This is a genomic window from Sodalis sp. RH16, from assembly GCF_047324245.1.
GTDB classification, from domain to species: Bacteria; Pseudomonadota; Gammaproteobacteria; order Enterobacterales; family Enterobacteriaceae; genus Acerihabitans; species Acerihabitans ligni.
Map to the genome: position 1 here is coordinate 750,207 of NZ_CP178737.1, position 14,387 is coordinate 764,593.

13 protein-coding genes and 1 pseudogene are annotated in these 14,387 nt (G+C 42.9%); 7 read left to right on the plus strand and 7 right to left on the minus strand.

Annotation, left to right across the window (positions count from 1 at the left end; translation table 11 throughout):
* The first annotated feature begins 909 nt into the window (after window positions 1-909).
* The gene (locus tag ACL2XJ_RS03530) at window positions 910-1,791 is read left to right on the plus strand and encodes a DUF1837 domain-containing protein (protein ID WP_413725616.1); all 882 of its coding nucleotides are present in this window, start codon (window positions 910-912) and stop codon (window positions 1,789-1,791) included.
* 7 nt (window positions 1,792-1,798) lie between these two features.
* Entirely contained in the window at window positions 1,799-4,039 is a 2,241-nt protein-coding gene (locus ACL2XJ_RS03535; RefSeq protein ID WP_413725617.1) for a DEAD/DEAH box helicase, read from the plus strand.
* Between the two features lie 123 nt (window positions 4,040-4,162).
* On the opposite strand, the gene ACL2XJ_RS03540 is transcribed toward ACL2XJ_RS03535, so the two are convergent.
* The 4 genes and pseudogenes from ACL2XJ_RS03540 to ACL2XJ_RS03555 all read right to left on the minus strand — a co-directional run bounded on the left by ACL2XJ_RS03540 (window position 4,163) and on the right by ACL2XJ_RS03555 (window position 5,687).
* Window positions 4,163-4,336 carry a Kiwa anti-phage protein KwaB-like domain-containing protein gene (locus ACL2XJ_RS03540; RefSeq protein WP_413725618.1) on the minus strand — a complete coding sequence of 58 codons (174 nt, stop codon included), beginning with the start codon at window positions 4,334-4,336 and terminating at the stop codon, window positions 4,163-4,165.
* Window positions 4,278-4,652 (minus strand): Kiwa anti-phage protein KwaB-like domain-containing protein, encoded by a 375-nt coding sequence (locus ACL2XJ_RS03545; RefSeq protein ID WP_413725619.1) that lies wholly within the window; start codon window positions 4,650-4,652, stop codon window positions 4,278-4,280. Before ACL2XJ_RS03545 ends, ACL2XJ_RS03540 begins: the two co-directional genes overlap by 59 nt.
* Before the next feature lie 505 nt (window positions 4,653-5,157).
* A pseudogene (locus ACL2XJ_RS03550) lies at window positions 5,158-5,397 on the minus strand (GNAT family N-acetyltransferase); the annotation flags it as partial.
* Window positions 5,394-5,687 (minus strand): DUF1778 domain-containing protein, encoded by a 294-nt coding sequence (locus tag ACL2XJ_RS03555; protein WP_413725620.1) that lies wholly within the window; start codon window positions 5,685-5,687, stop codon window positions 5,394-5,396. The gene ACL2XJ_RS03555 and the pseudogene ACL2XJ_RS03550, both read right to left, overlap by 4 nt.
* 448 nt (window positions 5,688-6,135) lie before the next feature.
* Between ACL2XJ_RS03555 and ACL2XJ_RS03560 the strand changes: the two genes are divergently transcribed.
* Both ACL2XJ_RS03560 and ACL2XJ_RS03565 read left to right on the plus strand, forming a co-directional pair.
* Window positions 6,136-6,384, plus strand: coding sequence for a type II toxin-antitoxin system Phd/YefM family antitoxin (locus ACL2XJ_RS03560; RefSeq protein WP_132925556.1), 249 nt, complete (start codon window positions 6,136-6,138; stop codon window positions 6,382-6,384).
* Window positions 6,385-6,460: 76 nt separating this feature from the next.
* Window positions 6,461-6,838 carry a hypothetical protein gene (locus ACL2XJ_RS03565; RefSeq protein WP_413725621.1) on the plus strand — a complete coding sequence of 126 codons (378 nt, stop codon included), beginning with the start codon at window positions 6,461-6,463 and terminating at the stop codon, window positions 6,836-6,838.
* Window positions 6,839-6,948: 110 nt separating this feature from the next.
* Here the strand turns inward: ACL2XJ_RS03565 and ACL2XJ_RS03570 are convergent, their stop codons facing one another.
* The 3 genes from ACL2XJ_RS03570 to ACL2XJ_RS03580 form a co-directional block, all read right to left on the minus strand.
* Window positions 6,949-7,335, minus strand: a complete 387-nt coding sequence (locus tag ACL2XJ_RS03570) for a type II toxin-antitoxin system VapC family toxin (protein ID WP_413725622.1) — start codon at window positions 7,333-7,335, stop codon at window positions 6,949-6,951.
* Window positions 7,332-7,565 carry a type II toxin-antitoxin system Phd/YefM family antitoxin gene (locus ACL2XJ_RS03575; protein ID WP_413725623.1) on the minus strand — a complete coding sequence of 78 codons (234 nt, stop codon included), beginning with the start codon at window positions 7,563-7,565 and terminating at the stop codon, window positions 7,332-7,334. Before ACL2XJ_RS03575 ends, ACL2XJ_RS03570 begins: the two co-directional genes overlap by 4 nt.
* A 148-nt stretch (window positions 7,566-7,713) precedes the next feature.
* Entirely contained in the window at window positions 7,714-7,935 is a 222-nt protein-coding gene (locus ACL2XJ_RS03580) for a helix-turn-helix domain-containing protein (protein ID WP_413725624.1), read from the minus strand.
* 96 nt (window positions 7,936-8,031) lie between these two features.
* On the opposite strand from ACL2XJ_RS03580, the gene ACL2XJ_RS03585 reads away from it, so the two are divergent.
* The 3 genes from ACL2XJ_RS03585 to ACL2XJ_RS03595 all read left to right on the plus strand — a co-directional run bounded on the left by ACL2XJ_RS03585 (window position 8,032) and on the right by ACL2XJ_RS03595 (window position 14,357).
* Window positions 8,032-9,119 (plus strand): IS3 family transposase gene (locus tag ACL2XJ_RS03585; protein ID WP_413725625.1). Its coding sequence is split into 2 segments (ribosomal slippage): window positions 8,032-8,284 and window positions 8,284-9,119, totalling 1,089 coding nucleotides; the frame shifts between segments, so codons are not numbered across the junction.
* A gap of 283 nt (window positions 9,120-9,402) precedes the next feature.
* Window positions 9,403-13,566 carry a hypothetical protein gene (locus tag ACL2XJ_RS03590; protein ID WP_413725626.1) on the plus strand — a complete coding sequence of 1,388 codons (4,164 nt, stop codon included), beginning with the start codon at window positions 9,403-9,405 and terminating at the stop codon, window positions 13,564-13,566.
* A 227-nt stretch (window positions 13,567-13,793) separates the two neighbouring features.
* Window positions 13,794-14,357 (plus strand): hypothetical protein, encoded by a 564-nt coding sequence (locus ACL2XJ_RS03595; protein WP_413725627.1) that lies wholly within the window; start codon window positions 13,794-13,796, stop codon window positions 14,355-14,357.
* Window positions 14,358-14,387: the final 30 nt, after the last annotated feature.

Consider the following 14,387-nt stretch of genomic DNA (forward strand, 5'->3'; position numbering starts at 1 on the left):
AAGTACAACTGGACAATCTCTTATCTCTTTTTGACTCTCCAGTGCTGAGTGTACGGGTCTGTACCAGACGTGCATAGATGCCACGTTGTGCGCCGCGGGATAACGCTTTTTCATGTCAAATCTCCAGGCCTCAGGTGATTTGACTCCAGAACACACTGCTACTCAATATGGGGGTAAGGTCGGGGGAACGATTAACCGGAAGCACATATGGAAACAAAAAGCACACAGGAGAAAAACAGTCCCTGCCTACATGAGCGTAGCGCCCCTTATTCCGTAGCGGAGAAATGGACTAAAAAATGTCGGTTTTGGAATAGTGAATTATCAAAAAACCATATTAAACATGATGTTAACTAAAAGTTGAGAGTGTTTCTAAAGAACTAAATACTATGCATTACCATTGTAAATAGATGACGTTGCTACGGAGTGAATTGTATTTGCTTGTAATTACATAAGAATTACAATATGTTACTTATTCAGACTAAATATCATCCATTGCCGGATAGGTGAATAGGAAATGAGTATGGGGAGCTTTTCTTGGTTTAATTTAGATACATTAAATTATTTTGGCAAGAAGCCAAACGTGTCAGAGCTTGAAGCTAACATTGCTATTTTCTTGTTTAGCAGTGTTACTAGTATATTTATCGATTATCGAAGCATCAGCACGAAAATAACAAAACACGAACATCAAAATAACACTCATAATACAAAAAAAGAACAATCGTTTTACTTCGTAGAGATCATGCAGAGTTGCAATGACAGATTTAAAAATAAAATATGTAATTTTAATTCCCTATCAAAAAACTACCTTGTCACGAAAGATCACCCCTTTTTCTTAAAGTTTTAAGCAACCTTAAATACCCGAATCCTGTAATTTACAAATTAGAACCTTCACTCCTCAAGGAGTAGATTATGGACCCGATGTTAAAAATAAGAACTACAAATCAGATATTTAAATTTGAAGTTAAAATAGATGGGTGTGGGATCGAGGATAATACATTTACGCTCGACTACTATGATGGCATCTATAGGCAAGATGACTTAGTTGGACTTATAAGAGATGTAGTCCCTTATTTTTCCTTAACTGAAAGTGAGTTAAAAGAACTTGAAATATCAGAAATTAACAAGAGAAGTTTTACCCGTATCTCTGACGCTCGACGTCAAGCAAAGGGAGACTATGGAGAATTACTCCTCTACCTTATTTTAAGTATTTTCTATGATGTACCTAAATTCGTTACTAAAGCCAGGTTGAGGTCAACAACACGAGAGCAAATTAAAGGGTTTGATTGCGCTCATTTTTCAATTGAAGGCCAAAAAGTAACTTTGTGGTTAGGAGAAGCTAAATTTCATCAAAGTATCAGCGGTGCTATATCCTCTGCATTGAATTCATTAACAGAACATATAACTGATAAAAAAAGAATTTCAAGTGAGCTTAAATTACTTGGTGGCGAAATAGAAATCAATAAATCGTTAGATCCAGATAGTTATTATTTATTAAAAAGCTATGTTGATGGTGGAAAAAGTTTGGACTCTGTTGATATAGCGGTTCCAGTTTTACTTACATATGATAGTGCTTATATTTCTGAATGTAGTGGGGATCGCTCAATAAAAATTAATGAAGAACCATTCTTAGCAAAGATTAGTCAGGAATTGCAGGCTCATTTCAATAATATATATACAAAACCCTGGCCAAAAGAAAATAATATTCGCATTGTTTTTTTTCTTTTCCCTCTTGAAAATGTTTCAGATCTAAAAGCTAAAATTGAAATGGTTGAAACAGTCATGAAATTCTGAGGAAATTATGACAGAGCAAATAGAAAAATTGGCAAAGGAAGTTATCCAGTCATTCAAGATACGTAATAGTTTTAATCTTAGTTTCCTTGAAGACGCATTAATAAGCATTTACAGATTGCTAGATGATAACAATAATTATAACCAATGTGTAAAATTGATATGCCATATTGCAGATAAAAAAATAGAGGATGCATTAGTTCAGCAATTACTCCACGACTGCATTGTGAAATCTAGGATTTTTATGTATGACGATATGCTGGAAAAAAGCAAAATCAATTATGAGCCAGACATATCTCCTCAAGATATTTTTCTTAGAAACTTTTACACAAGCTCCAAATCGGATACAACTTTAACCAAGCCTCAGAAAGAAATATTCAATCAGTTTAAAAAGACAAAAAGATTGATTGTCAGTGCACCTACATCTTTCGGTAAAACCAGAATAATTAGAGAGATAATATCACACAATGATTATAAATCGGTCGTGATAATTATGCCCACAGTCTCCCTTTTGTCAGAAGCATACAATGATTTTAAACAAGTGTTTGAAAATAAATATATTGTTTCTAAATCATCAAAGATAAAAATATCCGATAATAAAAAATACATAATGATATTAACTCCTGAACGGATGAATGTTTTGATACAAGAAAATCCTTTACTAAAAGTTGATTTTTTTGTTATGGACGAAATTTATAAAGCCGACTATAAACTTAATGATGATAGATTTAGGGTTTTCGCAGATATTTTATATAGGCTTACTAACAGTGGAGCTGACCTATATCTGATTGGTCCATATATTAATGATTTTAGTAAGCGATATAGAGAAAAATATAATATATCAATGCTAAAGTACGATTTAGAGATTGTCCAAAAAGATTATTACGAACTTGACCATGAAGGATGTAGGGGAATCCATGAAGTAGAAGGGAACAAATTTCGTATTGTTGGAGATAAATATAAAAACCTTCTCAGGTTAACATTAAACGAGAGTATTGACGGAAAGTATTTAATCTATCGTTATCAAAAACAATATGTTGAGAGACTTGCTGAAAAATTCAAAGATGAGCTTGAAAATATTTCCTTTAATGAAAAATTATTAGAGTACCTAGAACAAAATATTTCTAAAAGCTGGTCTTTGATTGATTGTTTGAGAAAAGGTGTAGCATTTCATCACGGAGCCATGCCAAGACATATCCAAGATTTAATAATAGATGAATTTAATTCAGAACACGGTGGTGTACATTACCTTTTTTGCACGACTTCATTAACTGAGGGTGTCAATTCTACTGCAAAAAATGTTGTATTATATGATCTAAAAATAGGTGACGGTGCGATACTCGGAAATTTAGATAGAAGAAACATAGAGGGTAGAGCTGGGAGATTTATGCAACATTTCCTTGGCCGAGTATTCTACATGGAACATGTAGATAAAAATGAAAATGAAATAACTAATGTAGAAATTGAATTCATAGATAGTAATAAACCAGATATGGAAACTTTAGTTCAACTGAACGAGAATGATATTACCCCTGAGCAGAGAGAGAATTATAATAACTTCCTCATAGAGTTGAAAGGAAAAAATATACCATTGTCATTATTGAAAGAGAATAAATTCGTTAACTTATTCGGGCAAATATCATTAATACATCATTTAAGAAATGACGTAAACTTCTCAAAATATCATTACGCGACACAAAGACCAACATTAGATAAACTAGAGTCAATATTATCAGTCATTTATGATTTTTTATTCACTGAAAATAACAAAGGCAGGCGTTTTGCTAATGATATGGGTAAAAAAATATTATTAGATCTTACAAAATTTTATATATACAAACAACCCACCTTCCAAACTCTTTTGAACTCTAGTACATTAAAATTCCTAAGTGATAAAGAAAACTCAAGAATCAGACTTACTTTTGATTTGATAACAAAATATTTCGAGTTTATCTGGCCTAGATATATAAAGGCTTTTGAAAAAATATTCAACTTTGTCACAGAAGAAAAAAACAAAAAAAATATCAGTCTGGATTATATAGTAGCAGTACTAGAATATGGTACAAACGAAAATCATGAAATAATACTTCGTGATGCAGGCTTGCCAAAAGAAATTGTCGCTAAGATATCAAACATCTTTCATGATTGCGAAAGTTATCAGGATGTCAAAAATACATTGAAAAATAGAATGTATGAAGTTGAAAATAGACTTAGTGAAATTGAGATGAAGATCATAAAAAAATACATATAATAAGAAAGGGAGAGATTCTCCCTTTCCATTTATATTTATTATTCATGAAATCAACAAGTTAGATATATTTTGACAATATTGTAATTAAAATCAAAGGGATATTAGGTGGAGTAACTTCTCAAATCAAACTTGCGTTGCATCAGGTGCGTCATAAATTAAATCAGTTATTTCGCTCGTTAATCTGTGATCTAATAAAACATTGATGATAGTCTTAATTGTACGAACAGAGGGAATAAGTTTACCACTCTGTGTGTCGAAGTTCAATCCCCAGGCACGCCTGTTGTTGACATTTTGCACAGCTTGTAAAAAGGGGTGAAAGGTAAAGCCCTCTCTCTTCAATTCTCGCCATTCTCCGGAGTTGTATTGAGTTATTTCCAACATAATTAATTAAAGCAGTCATGTCTGTAAATAAGGTTGAAAAGTTAGGAGTTGCCTGTAGTGTCGCAAATGCTTGGCTATAAGAGGCTCTATGTTTCATGCGTGATTCGAATGCTCTTTTAATAGCCATAAAAATAGATGTATCTGTTGCGTAAAAATCAAAATTTTTCTCAATGACAAATGCCTCATCTTCGGCAGATGAATGTCTAGATATCACAATGTTAAAGCCATACACTTTTTGAGATCATCGGCGGACTTTTTCCGCTTCCCACACAAAAGCTGCTTGAACATCCATATGTTCAGCTTAGAAATTTCCATCAGGATATATAGACATCCTCATCATATATTTCGGAGTATACGGATTTCCAGTTCGCAGGACGATGTCCTTCTTCACATCATTCAGTGCAGTGGGTTTTTGAGATCGAACCATAGACAGACGGCTTTCATCATGTCGGACTGGATATCGGCACAGAAGCGCTCATTGAACAACGCGCACAATTCGGTGCATGTGTAGTGCCCCTAAGTCAGAGTTTTTGCTAGGTGCCGATTGCCATGAATTGTGATAACAATTATTATTATCAGCTGCGAGATATATGCATGGACTAACCCAGAAGGATTATTGCCGGCAGAATGCACCCCTACAAGAGGTGGACTCGGTGCAGTTAATACTTTGAGGCGTTAAATTAAGCCAGTCCTTGTTCTGACGGGGACTATTTTTTTATTTTTCCATAAAAAAACCGATCGGGCATATTGCAGCGAAAGCGTCCAGGCGCGGCATTGGTCATCACAGTACTCGACGCCAACGAGTAATAGTAATACGCCATCACCTTCGAGCCGTCTCAGCAAACGAACGTTCTGGATGCACCGATTAGCTGATTTTTTATCGCCCGCTGCCTTAGCCAGTTGTACATAGAATCCACGCCGCAACAGTTTGAGGATAAGACGGGCCCGGCGTGAAGAGGCTCAGGGGCTAAAATCACTTTTTCTGTTCCCACGGTGCGGGCGTTTGCATGGTTTTACGCAGCGCTGCGTTGGGTGTAGGGTCTCGATCCAGACGGACAAGAAATTTCTGATAGGTCTCTGGGTCCGCCATAATAATACGTTGCTCAATCAGCGCTTCCTTTGCCGCACCGTGCGCGGCCTCCAGCACAAAATCACTACGGTTTTTCCCTTTAGCCTTCGCCGCACGGTCGATAAGATCGCGCTCGGCAGGCTTGATGCGTAAATTCAACGCCTCACACTTGTCAGAAATGTTGTTCGTCACTGGCATAATTAACTCCCCCTGGTTGTCCTCTGGATATTAACTATCCAGCACACGTAACGCTGATGTCATTACGATTTACTAAAAGCATGGGGAATCGAACCGAAGGAACGAACCAAACTTATTTCCAAATTGTCTACCCACGCTTATGATCTACAAGCAAAAATACGGGTCAATCTGCGGGTCTTGACAACCGGCGGGAATAAAATTTATTATGGAATTCAACTTAATAGATAACTGAATGACCCCGAGTCCGGGCACCATTTTTCAAAAAACAGTTTTAGAGAAACCAGCTTAACGGCTGGTTTTTTGCTTTCTGACGTCTGGACTCTCCATCGAAGGCAGTTCGATTAGTCGCCTTATCCAAGAGGCTCTCACCACGCAATTCTTGGTTGCTCAAATTTGAGACAGAGCTTATGATAAGACCACAATTATGGTCATTTTTGAGGTCTTATTTATGGCTACTGCTATTTATGCCGATCGCTCAGCATCAATTTCGGAACTGAAAAAAAACCCTACGGCTACCGTTAAGTCCGGCGAGGGTCGGCCTGTGGCGATTCTGAATCACAGTAAACCGGCATTTTATTGTGTTCCGGCATCATTGTACGAGAAAATGCTTGAAATCATTGAAGATCGCCAGCTTGCACGTATCGTCCGCTCTCGCCTCAATGAGGAAGAAGTCGAGGTCAACTGGGAGGATTTGTAATTGTCAGAAAAGGAATTCAAGACAAGACTTAAGTTTAAAAAATCGGCAAAAAAAGATTGGGATGCACTGGGCGGCAATGTTAGAGAAAAATTCAAAAAACAGCTTAAAAAAACGCACAGAATCAAATGAAGCTTTAACGTCTCTCAAGAACCAGCTTTTAGGCATCGACTTTTGCTACAAAATCAAACTGCGGTCAGATGGTTACCGGCTTGTTTATCAAATAAAACAAGATGACAGCGGCGTGGTCAATGTCGTTCTGTCGATCGTCGTGAAGATGTTTATGAGAGCTTGCAAGATAAGAGTGAGCGTCCTCTCCCTTTCCCGCGACAGCGACCCGCCGGTCAAAGCTCCGCCACGACAAGACTGTAATCGCAGAGCAGTTCAGAATCGGGATCAAAACCAAAGGAGACAGAGGGAGGATATCAGCGGTAAGGCTTTCGGCCAGATAATGTAATACGGGATCGTTCAGCGTGGACTTCAGCAGCGTAATACCGGCGGAAAACCGCCCGCAGAGCGCCATTCGCAGCGCCGGATCGTCGCTCTCAAGCAATGGATTGGATTTACTCAGGTACGTGCATTCATAAGGCGAATACCGTAAGGGCTAAAAGCCGTATCTGCTGAAATGAGCGTAAGCCCTTCCATCTGCGATTGAGCAATCAGCATTCTGTCGAAGGGGTCACCATGATGCCGTGGTAGATCTCCTGCTTGCTCAGCATGAGCATGAGTAATTGACAGTGCAAGAAAGTTATTTTTTTCCATTGCCTCATCAATATCCACGTCAAACTCCAGTTTGCCAATGGAGCGCTTGATAGAAATTTCCCACGTTGTCACTGCGCTGACATAAACGATGTTGCCACCACGGGAAATAGCAATTCGGGTGGTTGGGCCTAATGACGGATCATTAGCCAACCACCAAATGAAAACATGTGTATCGATAAGAAAACGCTTCATTCACCGACCTCAAACATCCGTTGAATATCTACGTCAGCATCATTGAAACTGTCATTCATTGTGATTCTATTTTCATAGCCACCAGGATTTCTGTCCCTTTGCAAAATGGGCACCAATTGAACATAGGGTATACCCGCTTTGGCGATGATGACCGTTTCGCCATCCACCGCTTTATCTGCAAGCTGCGAGAGACATGATTTTGCTTCATGCATGTTGGCCTGAACTGTCATGACTACCTCCATTATCAAGTTAGCTAACTTAGCTAAGCTATTATGTAATAAAAAAAGCGGCCAGTCAAAACAGGTATTATGGTGGATTTTATTGATTAGTTTGCCCTACCTTTACCCACTTTCGCCGATAAAAGCAGGGCATTTTACTTTATTGACTCTCTAACTTGCAGTATTGGGATGGCCAGATTTCCGCCGGCATCATGCCCAGTTCTTCGGCGATCAGCTTTTCTCCTTTGGGCCAGTGTTTTGTCAGGGTATTTGCCAGGGGGGCGGAAGCCAACCCGGCTTTACGTGAGACCGCCGCCAGCGACATCCCTCTTTTTTTCAGCGCCGCGATAATATCGGCGGGATGCCAGTCTTGCTCATTCATGCCTCTACCTCACCAATACACCTCACGGTAATCCCCCCGAAAAACTGGGGTACTCATAAGTAGAATTTTCTCGTAACATGAATCGAGGAGATTCGGATGAAAAAATCACGTTTTAGCGACAGCCAGATCATGACCATTTTGAAGCAAGCTGAGGCAGGTACACTAGTTTCTGAGCTTTGCCGCGAGCATGGTATGAGTAATGCCAGTTTTTATAAGTGGCGCTCACGCTTTGGCGGTATGGATGCCTCAATGATGGCCCGCCTGAAAGAACTGGAAGATGAAAATCGACGGCTCAAAAAGATGTATGCCGAAGAGCGTTTAAAATCCGAGATCATCCAGGAGGCCATGCAAAAAAAGTGGTAACGCCATCCCGGCGACGCGAGATGGCGCGGCACGCAGTCAGCGTTAAAGGTATCTCTATCCGCCTGGCCTGTTCCATTTTTGGCCTCAGCGAAAGTGGCTACCGTTATTGCACTAAATTGCGTGATGAAAATGTGCAAATAGCCAATTGGCTTACCGATTTAACGGCACGACACCGTAGTTGGGGATTTGGGCTGTGTTATTTATTTCTGCGTAACGTCAAAGGCTTTCATTGGAATCATAAACGTATTTATCGGATTTATTGCGAACTCAAATTGAATTTGCGGATCAAGCCAAAACAAAGGATTCTCCGGCCTCATCCGGCCCCGTTAGTTGTGCCTGACAAGGCCAACCATACCTGGTCAATGGATTATATGCATGATCAATTAAGTGATGGCAGAAGTTTCCGCACATTCAATGTGATAGACGATTTTAATCGGGAAGGCCTGGTCCTGGATGTTGATTTTTCCCTGACGTCAGAACGCGTTATTCGTTCACTTGAACAGCTCATCGAATGGCGCGGAAAGCCGGCCTGTATACGGTGCGACAACGGCCCGGAATACCTGAGTATCCAACTGCAAAAATGGACGATTAAACATCAAATAACCTTGCTTTATATCCAGCCGGGCAAGCCCCAGCAAAATGCCTATATAGAGCGATTTAACCGCACGGTACGTCATGACTGGCTAAATCAATATGTGTTTAGTTATATTGCCGAAGTACAAGATTTCGCAACGCGGTGGTTTTGGACCTATAACCATGAACGTCCCCATATGGGGCTAGGCGGCATAACGCCCATGCAGAAGCTCGCATTGGTGGCATAATTCTACTTAAAGATCCCGTTGAAAACGGGGAGATTACCGATTGTCAGTGTCGGAGACTTACGTGTCGAGCATAGCGAACAGTAATAATTGTTTGACATTCTGACTAATTTCTTTCTTCCCAGTCGGTGAATGCCCTGTTAATATTTTTTGGTATAGCCTAAATAATTTGGTCGCTTCAATTTTAAATAATTCTCAAGGAATAGAACTAAAATCCTATAAAGAATTAATTTTTATTTTTATCATTTAATAATCATTTTACGTTTAATTTTTAGGGAGCCATACTGTGGGAAAAATTATCTCATCTGTACAGGATATAATAACTGACGTATTAATTTATTCCCCGGTGTTATCCCTATTTATGTTGCCAATTACCCGGGCGCGCAATCTTCCTAAATCTGAGGACCGGGTGCGTGAAGAGGATTTCCGCACCCAGGGCCGTGAACTTTACCAACTGGCACAAGACCTCTACAACCTGAATGCCGGCGCGCAGGGCCTCCCCCCAGACCAGACACTGCACGTCAACACCGTGACGCAAGCGGCGGTGGCCGGGCTGTATTTGACGCATACGCTGGCACCACAGCTGGAAAATAGTTTAAGAGCAGGCAATGAAATTAAAAATCAATTTACTAAAGATACGTTCGCTTATCCGCCCCCATTACCTTTTCTGACTGATAATTATTTACCCAATGAGGAGCCTAATGACATATTACCGATTGATAATTACCCAAAGGCACCGCTCAATGTCCTTTTTTTACCGGACCACACCCTTCGCCTGAAGAACGGTGCGCCATTGTTTGCAAGTCCAAATCTTCAGAACCCGACGTCGGTGTCGCCCCCATTACCTCCGGCATTTTCAACGTTGTCGCCCTTCCCTCTTATTCCCAATGCGGCGGCATGGGGTAACGCGACGCAACCTGAAAACGTGTTGAAAATACCGCCGCGCAAACCTTTCCCCAAAACCAAAAATCCCTTTGACAAGAAGCATCGTGCGAAAAAATTTCCCAGCGCTAGCACTTTAAAAAAATCGTTAAATAAAAAATGGCTGACTAATAATGAAGTGGACCCAGAGCAATATTATGCAGGCCGGATCGATGAGCGAGCAGAAGTTCAGTTGACCGCCGTGCAGGAGCAAATAGCGTCAAAATCGCAAAAACCACAGGCTAAGGAGGTGATATCAGAGCCGGACGGCAACGTACCGGAACCCCCGGTGCTGGAAGATTTTATTGAGCCCGATGAGACAATCCTCCAAGCACAGCCGGTGGAGAGCGGTAATGTCCCTGCTCCGACTATGGTAGAAAAAGTTGGTGAACCTGCCTTAGTCCAAGACCCGGAAGAGATTGTCGCCCCTAACGTGGTGCCGGACAGTCTTCCCCCGGCGCCGTTGCCCGAAAACGATAATACGGCACCCGTCCTGCCGGCGGCAGAAAATATTGATGGCTCCCTGGCGGGACCAGCGTCCTACCTGCTTTCCCAAGTATCTGAATTAGCTTCGCAGTTGATGAAAAAAACCGTTCAAGGCGCCACCGTGGGCGGGGGCACCGCACTGGCCACTGGCGGGGCTGCCGTGATAGAAGGCGCCGCCGCGGTAGCCAGCGGTGGTCTCGGCGTGTTGGGCGGCGGCACGGCAGTGGCAACCGGTAGCGCCGCAACGGCAGGGGGCAGCGCCACGTTAAAAATCAGCGGTGATGCGGCAGCAAGCGGCAGCCTAGCCATGTTGACGGCCGTGGGCATCAACCGCGCTGCGCGCCAAGAAGCGGATGCCGTGGACGCCATTCCGGCAGTGGTTGGATCACCTTTACCGCCGCCAGCGCAGCCCAATCAAGGAGCAAACCGCGTCTCTACGCCTAAGCCAAAAGAGCAGGATAACGTTCAGCCGGCCCGAGCGGCTGAGAGTATGCCTGCGCTGACCTTCGCTGACGATATCGCCGAATTGCCTGCCGTAGCGCCGAACGAGCACATCTTCCCGCCCGTCGTGGCGCCGGCCCCAGAGGAAATCTCCGCGCCGGAGGTCGAGGTGAAGCCCGACACGGCGGACCGCCCCATCATGAAACCGGCCCAGGTCGTCGAGGCGGTGGAAATCGCCCGCCCCGCCGAACGGGTGAAATCGCGTCCCGCGCGCCCCAGGGAGAAAACCCCGCAAAGCCGGACGCCGTTAGCCAAACCTGGGGAGGTAGTAGTGCAGGACGACGTCCATGCGCCTAGGGTTACCCCCGAGAAAACGGTTCCTGGCGAACGGGAAACGCGACCGCCCATCCACCCGGTGCCCATTGAGGCTGAGCGCTCCCCCTTGCCTGCCGCGGTGCCAGCCCGTGAGGACATTGCCCTGCCGGACGTCAAGGTGAAGCCCGGCAAGGCGCACAGCCCCGTCATACAACCGGCCCAGATCGTCGAGGCGGTGGAAATCGCCCGCCCCGCCGAGCGGGTGAAATCACGTCCCGCGCGCCCCAGGGAGAAAACCCCGCAAAGCCGGACGCCGTTAGCCAATTCTGGCGAGGTGGAGGTCGACGTCAATGCGCCGATGGCGACGCGAGGGGGAACGGGGGTCGGCGAGCGGGAAGCATCGCCGCTTATGCGCCCGGCGTCCAGTGCGGCTGAGCGCTCCCCCGAGGCCGTTGCAGAGCCGGTGGTAAGCCCTGCTCAGAAGACCGTCCAGCCCGCCGAAGCTAGTGCCGGGTTGAGCATAACGCCATGGCCTGTTTCGTCCTTGCTTTCAACAGAAGCGATTATAAACCAATGCAAAATCCGGCTGGCCGCTCACGAAGAAGGCGTGTTAAAGAAATATATCGATTCCGACTATTATGGCCACGTGCCGATTTATGAAGTGGTGGACAAAAACGCGGCCTTTTGGCAACCGGTATACCGGCATTACATCGAGATGAACGGCGAAAAGGTCGCCGTCAAATTAAGCAGCGTAAAGGGGCATGGGATAAAATATACCCTGATTGACGAAAACAAGCCGGATGTTCAATATGGCCTGGCGTTTGATGACGGGCGCTGGCAATTGCAACCCCCCACTGCGGAAGAAATCGATCCGTCCTTGCTGGCTGTCATGACGTTCAATATGGTTGATCCGGATATCAGCGAAGAGATGTTATCCGCTCCCGACGAACGGGGAGTGCAATGGATCCGAGATCAGGAGGGTTATCTGTGTGTAAATGGATTTTATGCGAACATTTACGCGTGGCAAGATTATTTCAATTTTTATCACATCCAGCCACCGCGCAACCAACTGATGAAACATGGCATAGCTATACGCTACAAAGATGGCCGATTTATCCAGCAAGATCCGCGCCAAAATTTCTATAAAAAAGGACTGCAAAAATGGTTCGACGATATGCGTAGGCGCATCAATACCCTACTTACTGATGCCGAGCAGGATTTGGACAAAAACCGGATGGTTAAAGGTGCTCGCCGTATGTGCTTGGCATTTCGAGGGCACAAAATGTCTGATGCTGGTTCAATGCATCGAATTACTCGGCTCGCCTTGAAATTTATTCAAAAATATGTTTTCAATAATGAAAATATAGATCTTGCCACGGTAGATGCAATAACTATTCAAGAGGCATGGGTGAAAAATATTAGGCTGCTATTGAAAAATGATATAAAAGAGAAAGAGGAGAATCTTATTGCATTTTTCAATGAAATTCCAAAATTTTATAAAGATATTTTAGTATTTATCATTAAACCTTCGGTAAAAAACAGTGTTGAAAAGTTCGCATTAGCCTTGGATGGTTTATCTACCACGCCTCTGCCGCTTTATAGTGTTAACCAGAAAACTGTACTTTATAATTTAGAAATTGACGAGACAACAGCATCAAAAATCGCCATCATGGGCAATGATGTGTTTATTAAATCCGTCATAGGGGTATTAAACGAAATTAAGCAGACCTGGCTGGGACGCAAACTTCTCCTGGCGTTGCAAGAGCAACCTTTTACCATACAACCCCCGACCATGAGCGCCATAGAGCGGGTTGCGGACGGTCGGTTTTACGCCAGAAACAGTGCCGGCGGGGCTATCGCGTTTGACCCCGGTAATTTTATCATCGGCGACGGCAAAACGATTATGACTGAGCCTTGGCGTTATCGAAATCCCGCCATAGCTCTTTATCATGAATTATTGCATCTCTATTATAAAACCTATCCTGTCTGGTTTGAATCTGTCGATGAAACATCAAAAAAAATCTGTGTGGGTGCCTATTCACCTCTCGAAGAAGCACTGATCACCGGCATCAGTTATAAAGATCCTAAGACGCAAAAAATATACGATTTTGCGAATGACGAATACCTCGTAATCAAGAATAAACTTGAACGAATTTCCGAAAATCACTTCAGAGAAGAATATGCTAAAATGAAAAGGTATGATCATTATTTTATCAGACCTTATTATGGTGGTGACAATGCGATGGATCCCCCCATCGATATTAAATTTACATTATCTTATAGCTGAGTAATAATATAAAAATAAAGATGTATATAGTCAGCACGTTGTGAATAGGAACTTTTTTTGATTTTCATTTACGGCTAATGATAAACAACAAAAGAAACGCTTTTATTCAACATGCTTAATGAAACTATTCTATTTTGATAAATTAAAATAAGCAATATAAACTATTGAATTATTGCAATGTCTGTGGATTGTATTAATTACTTAAACGCTTAGGAGGAGAAATAATCATGCGACTATCAGAATACTTCACCTGCTTGCCAAAGCAAGATTTCACCGGTGGCGACTATATCAGGAACAATGAATGGACCTGCGATTATGAAGGTGAATGGGAACGTTGGGCGGAAGAAGCCTGGGGGGAAGAAAAAAGGAATCGGCACATCGCCTTGAGCAGACTAATACATTGCCGGCATCATTGGCTGGAAGAGCTGGATTTATCCCGGCTTGGCCTTTCCTGCTTGCCTATATTGCCCCCATTGGTAAAAACCCTCAATGCCAGCCACAATAAGTTAACCGGCCTACCCTCTCCTTGCCACGAAACTCTGGTTAAGATCGATCTGAGTTTTAATAAATTCAAAGATATCCCGGATTCTTTAACCAGTCGGGTACAAGAATTAGTTTTAACGGGTAACCCTCTTGATAAAAATTTAATGTGGAACTTGGATTCTAAGTGCAATTCCTATATAAAATTCGAACAACCCCCGCCGAAGTCTCCTCACCGCACGGATCACGTTGCTGCGACGAACATAAGTTGGCCAAGCACCGCGACCGGTAAACTCGGGTTAAAAAAGTGACGGCAATGGACTTTGGGGGATGTTAACCCC